General features: G+C 67.8%; 19 protein-coding genes. 8 read left to right on the forward strand and 11 right to left on the reverse strand.

Going from position 1 to position 15,921, the window contains the following annotated elements:
- Positions 1-278: 278 nt before the first annotated feature.
- The 4 genes from EV138_RS25025 to EV138_RS25040 are packed head-to-tail and all read left to right on the forward strand — an operon-like array spanning position 279 to position 3,715.
- On the forward strand, positions 279-695 hold the full coding sequence (locus EV138_RS25025; RefSeq protein WP_133981208.1) for a hypothetical protein: 417 nt from the start codon (positions 279-281) through the stop codon (positions 693-695).
- Between the two features lie 36 nt (positions 696-731).
- Positions 732-1,988 carry a sensor histidine kinase gene (locus EV138_RS25030; protein ID WP_202866815.1) on the forward strand — a complete coding sequence of 419 codons (1,257 nt, stop codon included), beginning with the start codon at positions 732-734 and terminating at the stop codon, positions 1,986-1,988.
- Positions 1,985-2,635: a response regulator gene (locus EV138_RS25035; RefSeq protein WP_133981209.1), complete on the forward strand. Its 651-nt coding sequence runs from the start codon at positions 1,985-1,987 to the stop codon at positions 2,633-2,635. Before EV138_RS25030 ends, EV138_RS25035 begins: the two co-directional genes overlap by 4 nt.
- Before the next feature lie 48 nt (positions 2,636-2,683).
- Complete coding sequence (locus EV138_RS25040) at positions 2,684-3,715, forward strand: 4-hydroxy-3-methylbut-2-enyl diphosphate reductase (RefSeq protein ID WP_133981210.1); 1,032 nt, start codon at positions 2,684-2,686, stop codon at positions 3,713-3,715.
- Positions 3,716-3,733: 18 nt separating this feature from the next.
- Here EV138_RS25040 and EV138_RS25045 read toward each other — a convergent pair whose 3' ends face one another.
- From EV138_RS25045 to EV138_RS25075, 7 genes are all read right to left on the reverse strand, one after another.
- The gene (locus EV138_RS25045) at positions 3,734-4,549 is read right to left on the reverse strand and encodes a hypothetical protein (RefSeq protein ID WP_133981211.1); all 816 of its coding nucleotides are present in this window, start codon (positions 4,547-4,549) and stop codon (positions 3,734-3,736) included.
- 3 nt (positions 4,550-4,552) lie between these two features.
- On the reverse strand, positions 4,553-5,080 hold the full coding sequence (locus tag EV138_RS25050; RefSeq protein WP_133981212.1) for a SigE family RNA polymerase sigma factor: 528 nt from the start codon (positions 5,078-5,080) through the stop codon (positions 4,553-4,555).
- An 85-nt stretch (positions 5,081-5,165) separates the two neighbouring features.
- Entirely contained in the window at positions 5,166-6,281 is a 1,116-nt protein-coding gene (locus EV138_RS25055; RefSeq protein WP_133981213.1) for an aromatic ring-hydroxylating oxygenase subunit alpha, read from the reverse strand.
- 7 nt (positions 6,282-6,288) lie between these two features.
- Positions 6,289-6,666 carry an SRPBCC domain-containing protein gene (locus tag EV138_RS25060; protein ID WP_238158341.1) on the reverse strand — a complete coding sequence of 126 codons (378 nt, stop codon included), beginning with the start codon at positions 6,664-6,666 and terminating at the stop codon, positions 6,289-6,291.
- A 114-nt stretch (positions 6,667-6,780) separates the two neighbouring features.
- Entirely contained in the window at positions 6,781-7,971 is a 1,191-nt protein-coding gene (locus EV138_RS25065) for a glycoside hydrolase family 64 protein (RefSeq protein ID WP_133981214.1), read from the reverse strand.
- 283 nt (positions 7,972-8,254) lie between these two features.
- Complete coding sequence (locus EV138_RS25070; RefSeq protein WP_238158342.1) at positions 8,255-9,523, reverse strand: DNA recombination protein RmuC; 1,269 nt, start codon at positions 9,521-9,523, stop codon at positions 8,255-8,257.
- Positions 9,524-9,633: 110 nt separating this feature from the next.
- On the reverse strand, positions 9,634-10,425 hold the full coding sequence (locus EV138_RS25075; RefSeq protein WP_133981215.1) for a polysaccharide deacetylase family protein: 792 nt from the start codon (positions 10,423-10,425) through the stop codon (positions 9,634-9,636).
- 246 nt (positions 10,426-10,671) lie between these two features.
- Between EV138_RS25075 and ychF the strand changes: the two genes are divergently transcribed.
- The 3 genes from ychF (at position 10,672) to EV138_RS25090 (ending at position 13,080) form a co-directional block, all read left to right on the forward strand.
- Positions 10,672-11,748, forward strand: a complete 1,077-nt coding sequence (gene ychF / locus EV138_RS25080) for a redox-regulated ATPase YchF (RefSeq protein WP_133981216.1) — start codon at positions 10,672-10,674, stop codon at positions 11,746-11,748.
- 82 nt (positions 11,749-11,830) lie between these two features.
- The gene (locus EV138_RS25085) at positions 11,831-12,229 is read left to right on the forward strand and encodes a VOC family protein (RefSeq protein WP_133981217.1); all 399 of its coding nucleotides are present in this window, start codon (positions 11,831-11,833) and stop codon (positions 12,227-12,229) included.
- An 80-nt stretch (positions 12,230-12,309) separates the two neighbouring features.
- Complete coding sequence (locus tag EV138_RS25090; protein ID WP_133981218.1) at positions 12,310-13,080, forward strand: class I SAM-dependent methyltransferase; 771 nt, start codon at positions 12,310-12,312, stop codon at positions 13,078-13,080.
- Between the two features lie 162 nt (positions 13,081-13,242).
- Here EV138_RS25090 and EV138_RS25095 read toward each other — a convergent pair whose 3' ends face one another.
- Positions 13,243-13,902 carry a LysE family translocator gene (locus tag EV138_RS25095; RefSeq protein WP_238158343.1) on the reverse strand — a complete coding sequence of 220 codons (660 nt, stop codon included), beginning with the start codon at positions 13,900-13,902 and terminating at the stop codon, positions 13,243-13,245.
- 62 nt (positions 13,903-13,964) lie between these two features.
- Positions 13,965-14,681 (reverse strand): hypothetical protein, encoded by a 717-nt coding sequence (locus tag EV138_RS25100; protein ID WP_133981219.1) that lies wholly within the window; start codon positions 14,679-14,681, stop codon positions 13,965-13,967.
- A gap of 155 nt (positions 14,682-14,836) precedes the next feature.
- Between EV138_RS25100 and EV138_RS25105 the strand changes: the two genes are divergently transcribed.
- Complete coding sequence (locus EV138_RS25105) at positions 14,837-15,016, forward strand: DUF5302 domain-containing protein (protein WP_112244291.1); 180 nt, start codon at positions 14,837-14,839, stop codon at positions 15,014-15,016.
- Positions 15,017-15,112: 96 nt separating this feature from the next.
- On the opposite strand, the gene EV138_RS25110 is transcribed toward EV138_RS25105, so the two are convergent.
- On the reverse strand, positions 15,113-15,535 hold the full coding sequence (locus EV138_RS25110; RefSeq protein ID WP_133981220.1) for an SRPBCC family protein: 423 nt from the start codon (positions 15,533-15,535) through the stop codon (positions 15,113-15,115).
- Positions 15,525-15,842: an ArsR/SmtB family transcription factor gene (locus EV138_RS25115; RefSeq protein WP_133981221.1), complete on the reverse strand. Its 318-nt coding sequence runs from the start codon at positions 15,840-15,842 to the stop codon at positions 15,525-15,527. Before EV138_RS25115 ends, EV138_RS25110 begins: the two co-directional genes overlap by 11 nt.
- Positions 15,843-15,921: the final 79 nt, after the last annotated feature.

The following is a 15,921-nucleotide window of genomic DNA, read 5'->3' on the forward strand; positions in this document are numbered from 1 at the left end:
TTCGGAAGTTCGTTGTCGATGGTTCGGGGGAGCGATGCTTGAAAACCCTTTGCATGGAAGGCGTTCGGGACGCATTCTTGAAGTAGTGGAACACCTCCTGGGGGAGCCGCCCGGACAGGGCGGGCGGCTCCTTTTTTGCTTTAGGCAAGCTTTCCTTGTGGGCCCGGGGGGCGGAGGGGAACCAGCCGATCGGTTGGTTGACGGAACCGGCTGGTTGGTTGATGTGCGGGGGGCGCATGGTCCGCGAAGGTTGAGGTATTCAGCGAGGAAGGACTCAGGTGAATACCTCAACGGAGATCGACGGGCAGACGACGCGGGCTGCGTTTCGGACGGTCAGAGGCCTGATCGGCGGTTATCTGGCGCTCAGCGTGCTGACCCTGGTGGCAGTCGTGCTGCTGCGGAACCACCATTCGATGGTGACGACGCCGGTCTGGGTGCGGACCAGCATCGTGGTGGCGAGTTCGCTGCTGATGGCGGCGTTCGCGGCCCGGGCCGCGCGAGGATCGCGGCGGGCTTTCCTGCGGCTGCGGCTGGTGTCGGCGATCATGGTGGTGGCGATCGTGGTGATCATCGCGATCCCGGGCAGTTTTCCGGCCTGGTTGAAGGTCGAGCAGGGGGTCTGTGGTCTGCTGCTGATCGGCGTGGTGGTCGTTGTCAATGGCAAGCACCTGCGGTCGGTCTTCGCCGCCAGGTAATGTCGAACTGCCCGGCGCTGACCGAGGGAGGATGGCGTGACGTCACCAGAGTCCGCCCGCGTGACGGCTGTCAGGCCGCGGGCGTGGTCGCCGATGGTGACCGTGGTGCCGTACGTGTTGCTGGGCCTTCTCGCCGGATTCACCGTGTTCGTGCGGTCCGGGCACGATCTCCGGGTCGATCTCGGCCTCAGTGCGCTGGCTGCGCTGTGGCTGTTGGGGATGTTCAGCCTCCGCCCGGCCGCCCGGGCGCGAACGACGCCGATGGTGTTGTTCATCGCCGGACTGCTCGGGATCTGGGCGGTTCTGGTGGTGCGGGCACCCTGGTTCGGATGTTTCGCACCGGCGGCCTTCTTCCTCGTTTTCAGGGTGCTCCGCTGGCCCTGGTTGATTCCCGGGGTGGCGGGGGCCGCGGCCGTGGCGGGGACAGCCCAGGCGGCCTCGGTCGACAAGAGCACCACCTTCGGACTCCTCGGCTACTTCGCCGTCCTCGCCGCCAACATCCTCCCGATGTGCGGCTATGCCTGGTATGCCTGGCGTGGCGCCCGGCAGAACGACGTACGCGACCAGGCGCTGGCCGAGGTGAGTGAGGCGAACAGGCGGCTGGAGGCGACGTTGGCGGAGAACGCGGTACTGCACCAGCGCCTGCTCGACCAGGCCCGCGAGGCCGGCGTACTGGATGAGCGGCAGCGGATGGCGCGGGAGATTCACGACACGCTCGCACAGGGGCTGACCGGGATCATCACGCAGTTGCAGGCGGCTGACGATGCGGATCGGGTGAGTTGGCACAAGCATGTCGAGGCGGCGACCCAGTTGGCGCGGGACAGTCTGCGGGAGGCGCGCCGTTCGGTGCATGCGTTGCGGCCGGAGGCGTTGAATCAGGCGGGGCTCGAAGCGGAGCGGTTGAGCGAAGCTGTCGCCGGAGTGGCTGGGCGGTGGTCGAAGCTGCACGGGATCGAGGCCGAGATGACGACAACCGGTACTCCGCGGCCGCTGCCGGCCGATGCCGAGGTCGCCCTGCTTCGTACTGCGCAGGAGGCGCTGGCCAACGTCGCCAAGCATGCGAAGGCGAGCCGGGTCGGGGTGACACTGTCGTATCTCGAGGACGCGGTCGCGCTGGATGTTCGCGACGACGGTCAGGGGCTGGCGCAACCATCAACCAGCGAAGGCGGGTTCGGCCTGGTGGCGATGCGGGAACGGATCGAGGCGCTGTCGGGCGACCTGCAGATCGAGTCCGAGCCAGGAGCCGGTACGGCGATCTCCGCCCGCATCCCGGTCGCCGGAGCGGACAGATGAGCGAGCCGATCAAGTTGCTGGTGGTCGACGATCACCCGGTCGTGCGCGACGGGCTGAGTGGGATGTTCGAGCGCGATCCCGGGTTCGAGGTGCTGGGGGAGGCGGCGGACGGGGCCGAGGCGGTCGAGTTGGCGCTGGCCCTGCATCCCGAGGTGATTCTGATGGACCTGCGGATGCCGGGGATGGACGGGCTGGCCGCGATCAAGGAGTTGGCCGCGCGAGGCGTGACAGCCAGGGTCCTGGTGCTGACGACGTACGACACGGACAGTTATGTGGTCCCGGCGATCGAGGCGGGTGCCACCGGGTACCTGCTGAAGGACGCTCCACGCGCCGAGCTGTTGCGCGCCGTACGGGCTGCTGCCGAGGGGCAGTCGGTGCTGTCGCCGTCGGTGGCGACGCGGTTGATGACCCGCGTGAGGACGCCGGAAACAGGCCCGCTCAGCCAGCGCGAGCTCGAAGTACTCGAACTCGTCGCTGCCGGGAACACCAACCGTGAGATCGCCGCCAAGCTGTTCATCAGCGAGGCGACGGTCAAGAGCCACCTGCTCAACATCTACGCGAAACTCGGCGTGAGCGACCGGGCCGCGGCCGTCGCCGAGGCGTTCAACCGGCGGCTTCTGACGCCCGGAGGCGCTGACGCGGAGTAGCCGTGAGATGTGCCACGCCCGTCGGGTGACTCGGCCAGGGCCCGTACGATGGGGGTCGTGACTGCCCAATCTGAGACCACTGGTACGCCGACCGCGTTGAAGACGAAGCGGGTGCTGCTTGCGGCGCCGCGGGGGTACTGCGCGGGCGTGGACCGGGCCGTGGTGGCGGTCGAGAAGGCGCTCGATCTGTACGGGCCGCCGGTGTACGTGCGCAAGGAGATCGTGCACAACAAGCACGTCGTACAGACCCTGCAGGCGCGCGGCGCGATCTTCGTGGACGAGACCGACGAGGTGCCCGAGGGGCAGACGGTGATCTTCTCCGCCCACGGTGTCGCCCCGGTGGTCCACGAAGAGGCGGCCGCGCGGCAGCTCAAGACGATCGACGCGACCTGCCCGCTGGTCACCAAGGTGCACCACGAGGCGAAGCGGTTCGCCGCGGTCGACTACGACATCCTGCTGATCGGTCACGAGGGTCACGAAGAGGTGATCGGGACCAGCGGCGAGGCGCCGGAGCACATCCACCTCGTCGACGGGCCGGGCGACGTACCGAACGTCGTCGTCCGGGATCCGGAGAAGGTCGTCTGGCTGTCCCAGACCACGCTGTCGGTGGACGAGACGATGGAGACCGTACGCCGGTTGCGCGAGCGGTTCCCGAAGTTGCAGGACCCGCCGAGCGACGACATCTGCTACGCCACCCAGAACCGTCAGGCGGCGGTGAAGAAGCTCGCCCCCGAGGCGGACCTGATGATCGTGGTCGGCTCCCGCAACTCGTCGAACTCGGTCCGCCTGGTCGAGGTCGCCGTCGAGCACGGCGCCAAGGCCGGCTACCTGGTCGACTACGCGGCCGAGATCGACGAGGCCTGGCTCGAAGGGGTCGACTCGGTCGGTGTCACCAGTGGCGCGAGCGTGCCGGAGCTCCTGGTCCGCGACGTGCTCAGCTGGCTGGCCGAGCGCGGGTACGCCGACGTCCAGGAGGTCACCACCGCGGAGGAGAGCCTGGTCTTCTCCCTCCCCCGCGAACTCCGCACCGACCTCAAGGCCGCGGGCATGGCCACGACAGGAACGTCGGACCACGCCTGAGGAGTACTACGGCTTCTACTACGGCTTCGGCGAAGCCGGGTCGAAGACGGTGATGTCCCACGCCCGGGCGAACTTCACCGGCCCCGAAGGCGTGCAGTAGGTGACCCGGTAAGCGAACTGGTAGCTGCCGGCTTTGGCGTACTTGTGCGTCATCGGCCGGACCCCCTGGCCGGTGACCTTCTTCATCGTCTCGGGCTGATCCGGCTGCGGGCAGAACATCCCTCCGTACTTGTCCTCCACGACATGCGTGCCGTCGCCCCACCAGTACTCGGAGTACAGCAGGTTGTCGTGAAACTTGCTGCTGGTGACACTGCCGCCCTCCTCGAAGACCGGTGCCAGCACACTGCCGCTGGCATTGATGTTGATTTGCCCGGTCAGACCGTTGGTCGAGGTCGTGAAGGTGAAGATCAGCTTGTACGGGCCGGGCGGGGCGGCGATGCCGGTCTTGGCCGGGGACGACGGCTGCGTGGCCGGCGACGACGGGTCGCCGGAGGGCGTGTCTGCAGAGTTCTGGACCGGCGGCAACGTGTTGACCGAGCCGCCGATCGTCGTCCTGGTGATCGGGCTGCTCGGCTTGATCGTCGGCGGCCCGGTGACGATCGGCGTCGGGCCCGGGGTGTTGGTGGCCGGGGCGGGCGCGGAGTTGAGGCTGGTCAGGTTGCCCGCGGCGATCGCGGCGGCCACGACGGCGGCGGTGGCGAGGACGCCGGCGGTTGCCCTGCGGCGGCGCTTGACCACCCGGACGCGTTCGAAGACGGTCTCACTCGGTACGCCGGTAGGCGGCGGTGCATCCGCCACCAGTTGCTCGAACTTGTGCTTGAGCTCGTCGGTCATGGCTCAGCCCTCCTTTCGGGTGGACGCGGTCGACGGCAGGTCCGTCAGCAGGTGATGCTCCCGCAGCCGGGCCAGGCCGCGGGAGATGTGGCTCTTGACCGTGCTGCTGGAGCAGCCCATGATCTGCGCGACCTCCGCATCGGGCAGATCTTCGAAGTACCGCAGGACCAGCGCGGCCCGGGTCCGTTTCGGCAGCTCGGCCAGCGCCCGGAGCAGTTGGTCGCGGTCGTCGACCACGCCGTACTGCGAGGGAGCCGCCGGCGGCTCAGGCAGCACCTCGGTGGGCGCCTCACCCTTCCACTTGCGCCGCCACCACTGGATGTTGGTGTTCACCATCACCGTGCGCGTGTAGCTCTCGAGGGCTGCGGGGCTGCGCAGGGATTTGCGCTTGAACCACACCTTGGTGAGCGACGTCTGGACCAGGTCCTCGGCGAGATGCCATTCACCGGTGAGCAGATAGCCGAACCGCCGCAAAGCGGTGAACCTTCCGTCGACGAAGCTCGCAAACTCCTTGTCCAGCCCTGGATCCATTTGTCGTCCTGCCCCCAGTAGTCCTGCCGCGGTCACCTACTCCGATGAGCCGGTCCACCCGAAAGGTTGAGTCGCGGCCGGAGATTCATGGTGCCAGGCTCTTGCCCAGGTAACCGCGAGCGATCATGGTGACCCACTGGTAGACGGCGTCCTCGGCCGGGGCGAGCGGACCCGGCCGGAAGTGTGGGGACTCGGCGCCGCGCTGGACGGACTCGCAGGCGGCCCAGTCCTCGCGATTGGTGACGTCCCAGAACTCGACGGCGTACGACGGATCGGTCACCTCCGCCGGGAAGTACCAGGAGCACTCGATCCCGGTCAGCCCGGGTGCGCGCGGCTCCAGCCGGTGCGTCATCACGTAGTCGGGGTGCAGCGAGATGAGCAGGTTCGGGAAGAGGCCCAGGTAGTTGACCGTCCGTGGATCCACACCTGGCAGCGGGATCCCGAGCGATCGCCCGTCGAGCGACATCGTCTCGACCCCTGGCCTGAGGTCCATCAGCCCGCCGACCCAGGCGCCGGGGAGGTTCCAGTTGTCGCCGGAGTTCGGTGGCGAGACCTTGCACAGTTCGGGGTGGATCAACGGGCAGTGGTAGCACTCGTGGTAGTTCTCCACGATCGTCTTCCAGTTGGAGGCCACCTCGTAGCTGTGCCGAGCCTTCAAGGTCAGCTGTTCCGGCCGGTACGGCGCGACCAGGCTGGTGATTCCGCCGAGGTGCTCCGCGAACGCCGGCGCCGTACCGAGGGCGTTGACGAAGTACCAGCCTTGCCACACCTCACTCGGAAGCTCCACCAGGTTGTACGGCGTGGGGTCGAACGACTCGCCCATCCGCGGTGCCGCCTTGACCGCGCCACCCAGCTCGTACGACCAGCCGTGGTACGGGCAGACGACCGCCTGGTGACGACCGGATTCGCCTTGCTGCAGGAGTTCGTGGCCGCGATGGCGGCAGGTGTTCGCAAAGGCGCGCGGGCGGTCGCCGAAGGTGAGAAGCACCTGCACGTCGCCGACGACGGTCGCGCGATGCGTCGTACCGGCGGCCAGTTCGTCGACGCGACCTAGACAGGTCCAGTGCGCGGCGAAGAAGTTTCGCCGCTCCCAGGCCAGTACCGCGGGGTCCGTGTAGGCCGCCTGAGGGAGCATGACGGACTCGCCGTGAGGGCGGAGTGTTGCCGCCAGCGCGACGGGATCGACCGGTGCGTTCGCCATTCGCCCACTATCGGCTGTGCCTGACGTAGAAGTCGAGGACGTGATCCCAGGCGTCCCAGTCAGTGTGGGTGAGTTCCACCTCGGTGCCTGCGGCAACGGGGCGGAACCTGGCCGTGACCCGGCCGGCTCGTTTCGGGTCGCTGCCCGGGTGCCAGGTGAAGCTCACCGACAGGGGTGGATCCCAGTCGGACACGGTGCCCCAGTAGCCGACTGGACCCTGTACGCCGTACTCGACGATCCGGCCGCCGACCGCGCCCTCGAACCGTACGTCGGTTGCTTCGTGCTTGCCGACCGAGTGGGTCGAGAGCGGCCACCAGGTCGCCATGCCGGTGGTGAACAGCTCGAAGGCTTGCTCCGGTGGCAGAGGCACCACCACGGTCGTCACTCGCCCATCGTCCACCCTCGTGCGAGCGCGGACGTGGAGAACCCCGGGTCCCGGCCGGGCAGCGGGCGGGGACCCGGGGTGGCGCGCGGTGCCCAGGGCACCGGTGATGGTGCGTCAGTTGAACGGGTCGAGGGTGATGTACGCCGTTTGCGGGTTGCCGTCGTGGACGAGGGCCTCGTGGTTGCCGACGTCGTCGAAGGCGAACCCGTAAGCCTTGCCGTCGGCCATCTGGGCGTGGATCTTGCGGGAGTAGTGGTTGGTGACGTTGTCGAGGTAGAAGCCGGAGTCGTTCGCGTCGGGCTGGTTGGGGTTGGTCAGCAAGGTCGACCGGTTGTAGCCCGCGCACAGGGTGCGCGAGATCGGGCCGCGGACGAGATCGTTCGGCGCGTCGAGCAGGCCCGCGCAGCCGAAGATGCTGGCCGAGTTGGGCTTCTGGAACGAGGTGACGATCTGGCCGGCGCTGTTGGTGAAGTTCATGACGTTGCCCGACACGCGGCCGAAGTACTTGGTGTTCGGCTGGTCGCCGAACGGGGTGACGGTCAGCGTCTGCGAGCTGTACTTCGACCAGACCCGGTTGACGTAGTCGTCCATCACGGTGGAGGGCAACGCGCCGGTCTCCACGCCGTACGTCGGCGCGAGCGCGCGCAGTACTCGTCCGTCGGGTGCTGTCTGGATCAGGTTCGCCCAGCCGCCGGGCTGGCCGCGGAGGGCGTTGAAGAAGTTGTTGTACCCGCCGGGCTTCAGGTGACCCGTGCTGAGGGTGTTCCCGTTGCCCTGGAGGACGCCGACGGCGTACGGCACCGAGAACATGTCCACCTGGGTGCTGTTGATCCACAGGCCGGAGTCGTTCAGCGTGTACTCGGTCCAGCTGAAGAGGATGTTGCGGTTCGGGTCGCTCGGGTTCTGGACCGCGGGCTGCACCAGGCCGCCGGTGGTCAGCTTGAAGACGAGCTTCTGGCCGTAGGAGAAGTAGACCCGGCCGGAGAACTTCGGCATCTGGATCGTGATCGACCCGCCGTTGCCGGGGCCGGCGATCGAGGCGTCCGGCGCCGGGGTCGGCGGATTGCCGCCGGCCGGCCAGGCGTGGAAGGTACCGCCCGCGTCGGCCCAGCCCTGCTGGCCGGTCGTCAGGTTGGTGCCCAGGTTGTAGATGTAGACAGGATCACCGCGGCCGGAGCTGTTGGTGATCTTGAGCGGAATGGTCGGCGGCACGGCCTCGGCCGGGCCCGCCACGGTCGCGATGAGCCCGGCGGCGACGGTGGCCGCGGCGGCGAGGGCCGCCGTCAGCTTGCGATGGATACGCACAACTCCTCCTCAGGTTTGTCCCATGCGAGAGGAAGGCGGAGCACCGGCAAGCTCGCCGAACGACTGCGCTACCAGGCCGCAGCAGCTCCACGGGCAGACGGTCCGAACACTGCGTGGACCGCCCGGATCACCCGGTGCCCACTGCTCAGCCGGTGAGGGACGGTGGAACCACCGGTGAGTGAGAGCGCTCTCATCCTTGGGCGGGCGTGCTGGGGTTGTCAATGCCGCGCCGGTGGCGGATTCCCGACGCCTGACATACCAACCAGTCGACAGGAGGTCGTGCTCAGCCGGTTTGGTCGAAGCCGGGGAGGGGGATGGAGTCGCCGGTTCGGGGACTTCCTGGGTCGAGGGTCGGGGCGGGACGGGGGGTGCGGTCGATCAGTGGGCCCTGGACCCAGCGGCGGGTCTGGTCCTCGGCCTCGGCTTCTTCCAGCGCGAGCAACTCGGGCGCGGTGAGCGGCCGGACCGAAGCCTCGATCGCCTCCATCGCCACCAGCTCCGCCTCGGTGACGTGCAGATCGCGGAGTTTGCGGGCGGTGGTGAAGACGCGGCTCTCGAACGAGCCGACCGTGCGGTTGTACGCATCCACGGCCGAGGTCAGCGACCGGCCGACCCGGCCGAGATGGTCGCCCATCGTGCTGAGCCGCTCGTACAGCTCGCGGCCCAGCTCGAACACCTGCTGGGCAGACTCTGTCAGGGCGGACTGGTTCCACGCGTAGGCGGCCGCGCGCAAGGTCGCGATCAGAGTCGTCGGCGTCGCCAGGATCACGCGGCGCTCGGCGGCGTACTCCAGCAGGGACGGCTCGACGTCCAGCGCGGCGGACAGGAAAGACTCGCCGGGCACGAAGAGGATGACGAACTCGGGCGTCGAGGGCAGCCTCGACCAGTACGCCTTGGCCGACAGTTGGTCGACGTGGGTCCGCAGGTGCCGCGCGTGCGCCCGCAGCCGCTCCTCGCGGAAGTCGGCGTCCTCGCTCTCCGCGGCCTCCAGGAACGCGGCGAGCGGAACCTTGGAGTCGACGACAAGATTCTTGCCCTCGGCAAGCCTGACGACCATGTCCGGGCGGAGCAGTCCGTCGTCGGTCACCGTCGACGTCTGCTCGGTGAAGTCGCAGTGTGCGACCATGCCGGCCAACTCGACGGTCCGCTTCAGATGCAGCTCGCCCCAGCGTCCTCGCACCTGCGGTTTCCGCAGCGCTGTCGACAGTGACGCAGTCTCGCGGCGCAGCGCCTCGCCGCTCATCCGTACTTCGTTCACCTGCTGGTGGAGCTGGCTCTGCCAGGCCGCCCGGCCCTTCTCCAATTGGTTCAACTGCGCGTGCAGGCGGTCCAGTGACTCCTTCACGACGGCCTGTCCGGACATCTGCTGGCCGACCGAATGCCGCTCCTGGGTCAGCTCGACGACCCGGTCCTCGGCGGCGTCGCGCTCGGCGGTGATCCGGGCGAGCTCGGCGCCGTCGCGGCCACGGGACCAGAGCACCCCGAACACCGCGCCGAGCAGCAGCCCGACCACGAGGAAGAGGAGCACCATGAGCAACGTCGTACCGGTCATGTCACAGACAGTGGCAGACGCCGCCGACAGTTTCCGTGAGCAACAGTCGGCGGCGCCTGCTTTTCCGGATCAGCAGCCCAGGTTCTCCGATCCCAGGGTGCTCCGCCCGGTCAGCAGTCCATCGCGGCGAACGAGTAGCCCTGTGCCTTCAGCGTCTGCAGGGCCCTGTCGAGCGCGGCAACGGTCTGGCTGCGGTCGCCGCCACCGTCGTGCATCAAGACGATGTTGCGCCGGTGGGCGTTGTGCAGGATGTTGCTGACGATCGCGTTGACACCCGGCCGCGCCCAGTCCCGCGGGTCGATGTCCCAGAGCACCTGGGTCATCCCGGCGGCCTTGATGTCCGCCCGCACCTTCGGGTTCGACGCGCCGTACGGCGGCCGGAAGCACTTCGACTGCGGTCCGTCGAAGATCTCGTGGTGTCGCCTGGCCGCGCTGATCGCGGTCAGCTGCGGGTGCGTGATCGAGTGACTGCCGATGGTGTTGCCTGCGGCAAGTACTTGCTCGCGCAGGCCCGGGTGGGCGGCCTGCATGGCACCGAGTTCGAAGAAGGTCGCGTGCGCGTTGTACTTCTGCAGCACCGCAAGGATCTTCGGCGTCCAGTACGGATCCGGGCCGTCGTCGAAGCTGAAGAACAACACCTTCTTGTTGCCGGCGGCGGCGGCCGCTGTCGGGTCCGCGGCAGGGCTGCCGGCGTTGTTGTCCGGCGTCTTGCTCGGGGTGTTCGTCGGTTCGTCGGTCGGTTCGTTCGTGGGGGTGGTGGTGGGCGTCACACTCGAGGTGGTGCTGGTGGCCGACGTCGGCTTCGGCGGATTCTCGTGGACCAGCGCCATCGCGATCAGTGAACCGACGACCAGGGCGGCCGCTGCGGCGGTGGCGAAGACGGCAGCAAGCTTTCTGGACATGACGATGCTCCTTGTGGATCAGGCGGATGTTCCCCAGTGCTCCCCCTCAGGAGCTGTCATAGGAGGAGACGCCCGGGGTCCTGATCTGGTTGGCATCTCGATGTTGCGAGCAGATCTCGGCGGTCGCCGGGACCGCAGTACGGAGGTTTCGCGTACTGCGGGCGGCAGGCGGCGGGTGGTTCGCAGTACGGGCCTGTGGTCGGCGGATTGGGGTGCGGCGGTGTGGGCCGCGTAGTCTTGTCGCCCGTGGCACTCACCATCGGAATCGTCGGGCTCCCCAACGCGGGCAAGTCCACACTCTTCAACGCGCTGACCAAGAACAACGTGCTCGCGGCGAACTACCCGTTCGCCACGATCGAGCCCAACGTCGGTGTGGTCGGCGTGCCGGACGCGCGACTCGGCAAGCTCGCCGAGATCTTCGGCTCGGCCAAGATCCTGCCGGCCACGGTGCAGTTCGTCGACATCGCCGGCATCGTCCGTGGCGCGTCCGAGGGGGAGGGGCTGGGTAACAAGTTCCTCAGCCACATCCGCGAGTCCGACGCGATCTGCCAGGTCACCCGGGTGTTCCGCGACGACGACGTCACCCACGTCGACGGCAAGGTCTCGCCGGCCGACGACATCTCCACCATCCAGACCGAGCTGATCCTTGCCGACCTGCAGACCGTCGAGAAGGCGATCCCGCGGCTGGAGAAGGAAGCGCGGCTGAAGAAGGAGAGCGTCGCCGTACTGGAGGCGGTCCGGGAGGCGCAGAAGCACCTGGAGGCCGGTACGCCGATCAGCGCCACCAACGTCGATCGGGCGGCGATCCGCGAACTGATGCTGATGACGGCCAAGCCTTACCTGTTCGTCTTCAACTGCGACGCCGACGAACTCGCCGACGAGTCGTTGAAGCAGCAGATGCGCGACCTGGTGGCGCCGGCCGAGGCGATCTTCCTGGACGCCAAGTTCGAGGCCGAACTGGTCGAACTCGGCGACGAAGACGAGGCCCGCGAGATGCTCACCGAGATGGGCGTCGAGGAGCCCGGCCTGGACACCCTCGCCCGCGTCGGCTTCGAAACCCTCGGCTTGCAGACGTACCTGACCGCCGGCCCGAAGGAATCCCGCGCCTGGACCATCAAGAAGGGCGCCACCGCCCCCGAAGCCGCCGGTGTCATCCACACCGACTTCCAACGCGGCTTCATCAAAGCCGAAATCGTCTCCTTCGACGACCTGGTCGCCGCCGGCTCCATGACCGCCGCCAAGTCGGCCGGCAAGGTCCGCATCGAAGGCAAGGACTACATCATGTCCGACGGCGACGTCGTGGAGTTCCGCTTCAACGTCTGAAAAGAAGAGGGAGTCGGGGGACGCGACGGCGACGTCGTGGAGTTCCGCTTCAACGTGTGATCGTTCGGCATGGCAGGCTGTGATGGTGGTTGCTGTCGCTCAGCTCAACTTCATCGTCGCGGATCTCGAACGTAGTCGTGCGTTCTACGAGCGCCTCGGGGTGTCTTTTCGCGCCCGGAATCGGCACGGGCAGGGTGACGCTGAGGCCTGGGTGTCGACGAACACCGGTATCACCATCGTGTTGCATTCGACGGCGTTCGCTGCCTGGTGGGACGAAACCGCGCCGCAACCGTCCCCGGGTGGTTCGCAGGTGGACCTCGAACTCGAATCGGCGGAGCAACTCGACCACGTCATCGCCGAGCTGGTCGCCACCAACGCAACCCTCGTAAAGCCGCCGACCGACATGCCCTGGGGCCAGCGCTTCGCGATCGTCCTCGACCCCGACGACCACCGCATCGGCCTCAAGGCACCCGCCCGCTAAGCAACTTTGTTCAGGTTCGCGCATCGGTGGGGTGTGGAAAGTCGGTTGGTGGGGGTGGGTGGGCGGAATAGGTTCGGGGGATGGTTGATGCGTTGTTCGGGGATGGGCGGTTGGTGGGGGTTTATGACGCGTTGGATCCGGATCGGGGGGATCTGGAGGCGTATGTGGGGATGGTGGGGGAGTTCGGGGCGCGGTCGGTGCTGGATGTGGGGTGTGGGACGGGGGAGTTGGCGAGGCTGCTGGTAGAGGCTGGGGTTGAGGTGGTGGGGGTGGATCCGGCCTTGGCGTCGTTGGAGGTGGCGCGGGGGAAGGTGGGGGCGGAGAAGGTTCGGTGGATTCATGGGGATGCGACCGGGTTGCCGCCGTTGCAGGTGGAGTTGGCGGTGATGACTGGCAACGTGGCGCAGGTGTTTCTCAGCGATGAGGAGTGGATGGCGACGCTGTACGGCGTACGGGCGGCGCTGGTGCCAGGTGGGCGGTTCGTCTTTGAGACCAGGGATCCGGCGCGGCGGGCGTGGTTGGAGTGGAATCGCGAGGCGACGTACAAGCGCATCCACGTGCCCGGTGTCGGCGGGGTGGAGAACTGGACCGACTTGCTGGACGTGAAGGAGCCCTTCGTCACGTTCCGGTCGACGTACGTGTTCGAGTCGGACGGAGCGCGGATGACGTCGGAGTCGACGCTGCGGTTCCGGACTCGTGCCGAGGTCGAGGAGTCGCTGAGCGAAGCCGGGTTCGCGGTTGCCGACGTACGGGATGCACCCGATCGCCCGGGCAAGGAGTTCGTCTTTGTGGCTGAGGGTGGTGCGGCCAGGGTGCCGGGGCAGGGGAATGTGGCTCACCCGGCACCCTGACCTGTCAGGGGAGACCGCGACGGTGCGGTGTGGCGGCGCGGTCGAGTGCGGGTGGCAAGGAGTGGGCGACGGCGCTTGTGAGGTGGCTGTCGCGGTTGGTGCCGGTGGGCTCGGGGCCGTGGAATCTACTGTACGGCGCGGGACAAACGGCGGCGGTCCGGTTTACGGAGCTGCGACGGGTTGGGCACGGTCGGTGGCCAGTTTGATCGCGAAGGCGGCCAGGGCGGTGCCGGTGAGGTAGCGGTGGATGCGGGACCACAGCGGTTTGCGGGTGAAGAAGGTGGCGACGGAGCCGGCGGTGATGACGAAGACGGCGTTCATGACGACGCCGACGGCCAGTTGGGTGAGGCCGAGGAGCAGGCTCTGGGTGCCGATGTGGCCGCGGGACGGGTCGACGAACTGAGGCAGCAGTGAGATGTAGAGGATCGCGATCTTCGGGTTGAGCAGGCAGGTCAGCAGGCCCATGCCGAAGAGCTTGCGGGGGCGGTCCGGGGTGAGTGCCTCCGGGGTGAAGGCCGAGCTGCCGCCGGGGCGGAGGGCGTTCCAGGCGAGCCAGAGCAGGTAGGCGGCGCCGGCGAGCTTGAGCGTCAGGTAGATCTCGGGGACCAGGGCGAAGAGGGTCGCGAGGCCGGCGGTCGCGGCGAGGAGGTAGGCGAGGAAGCCGACGCCTACTCCGGCGAGCGACGTCAGTCCGGCGCGTCGTCCTTGCGTGACGGAGCGGGAGACGAGGTAGATCATGTTCGGTCCCGGCACGATCACGAGGCCGAGTTCCACCAGTGCGATTCCTGCCAGTGCCTCACTGCTGACCAGCATGTCGGTCATCCCTCCCCAACTGTCGGAGCCTCGAAGTTAACAGGCGCCCAGCCCGCACCGGAGGAGTTTTCCTACGGTGAGATGGCGATGGCGGGGGCGACGCGAGCCGAGCCGATACCGCGGTCGGGCTTGCCGAGGCGGAACCGCACACGTCCCTTGAGCACGGTGCCGGATTCGGCCAGGCCGTCGACCAGGGGCTCGCCTGGGAACAGCGTGAACGTCCAGCGCTCATTGAGTTCGCAGTCCGGCGGCGTTCGGCCGCACTGCAGCACCCGGGCTCCCCAGACCTGGCGCGTCATCAGTCGACGGGTGTCCTGGTCGAAAAGGGTGAAGTCCTCCGCTGGAGCGTCGGTCACCTGGTAATAGCTACCGAGTGCGGGGCCGTAGTTGCCCACGACTCCGGCCACCATCGTCCAGTCGTGCTCGGCGGTGGTGAGCAGAGTTCCGGCCGGCAACCGTTCGTCGTACACATCGCCGGATTCCGCGCCGGCCTGATCAGCTCGTACTGCGGCCGGCATCGCCCCGCGGGTGTCCAATGCCGAAGCTGCGGGCACCAGCACCACGCCGTACCGGACCTCGTCGGCGAATCGTGCCGAGCTGAACCGGTCGGTGAGTGCGCGAACGGCCTCCTCGGCGAACTGCCATTGGTCGGAGCCGACGGCATCGTTCAGGTATTCGCGGGTGATCGAGGGCAGGCCGCCGGCTCGGACGTGTCCGGCGATCCCTCCGCACGTGCTCCACCCGCTCGCCAGCAATCGCCGTACCTGGTCGTCCTGGAACGTCGTCATCAGGGCGCTCACAGTAGTGACGGGCGCCGACAGTTTCCGCTCGCCAATCCCCAGCCGGCATCGGCTGGGGAGGCCCCGCTGTAAATGGGTGGCGTCGGGGCGGTCACAATTGGTTGGCTAGAGCCTGTACGCCTGACGGTTTGTAAGGAGACGGTATGAGCGACAAGCCCAGCGAGCCGGCGCAGGACGATCTGCAGAAGAAGTTCCGCGAAGCACTTGCCAAGAAGAACGCCCACCACGAGGCGCACCCGGGAACCGGGCCGCGGCACGAGGGCGTCGGCGAGGCGCACAACGACAAGCAGAAGCGCCAGTTCCGGCGCAAGTCCGGCAGCTGATTTCGCCGCCCATCCATCCGTTCCGAGCCCCGGGTCACCGCCCGGGGCTCAACTTTTGCCCCCACCACGTCCGCGGGCTCGACTTGTCGACATTGCTCAGGTGAGGGCTTCGGCGGTCAGGAGGTCGGTGAGCCGGGTCAGCTGGAGTTCCCAGCCCTGCAGGTGACCGGCGGCGTCGTCGGCGCCGGCCAGCGCGGTGTGACTGAGCACGAGGTGGGTGCCGCCGTCGACCTCGGAGAGTTCGACGCGGACCTGGGAGACGTCGTCGCCGGCGTCGTCCCATTTCCAGGTGAAGGCGAGCAGGCGGGGCGGATCGACCTCGAGGTAGGTGCCCCGGACAACATACGGGCCCATGGTCACGACGTACTCGCCGCCGATGCGTACGTCGGCCTCGACCTGCAGCTCGTGGCTCGGGTTCGGGCAGTACCAGCGGGTCAGCAGTTCGGGGCGCGACCACGCGTCGTACACCCGGCCGATCGTTGCCGGAAGCACCCTTTCGATCCGGACGTCAGTGCTCATCATCGCTCCCTCGCAACAGGTCTTCCAGCCGGTCGATGGTCGTGTTCCAGTACGCCGTGAGGTCGCCCAGCCACGTCTGTACTTCGGCGAACGCCTCGGGGCGCAGCGCACAGACCACCGTCCGCCCGACTTTCCGGCGGCTCACCAGCCCGGCGTCCACCAGCACCCCGACGTGCTTCGTCATGGCAGGCAGGCTCACCTGATGAGGCGCGGCGAGTTCACCCATCGTCGCCTCGCCCCGGCTCAGCCGAGTCACCACGGCCAGCCGCGTGCCGTCCCCGAGAGCCGCAAACGTCGTCGCCAACACCAGGACACTTCACCATCTGGTGAAGTGTTCTGTCAATCGCCTGTGCCGAAGCCGGCCTACCGACGGGATGCTGGTGCCC

It is taken from the genome of Kribbella voronezhensis, from assembly GCF_004365175.1.
Classification (GTDB): Bacteria; Actinomycetota; Actinomycetes; order Propionibacteriales; family Kribbellaceae; genus Kribbella; species Kribbella voronezhensis.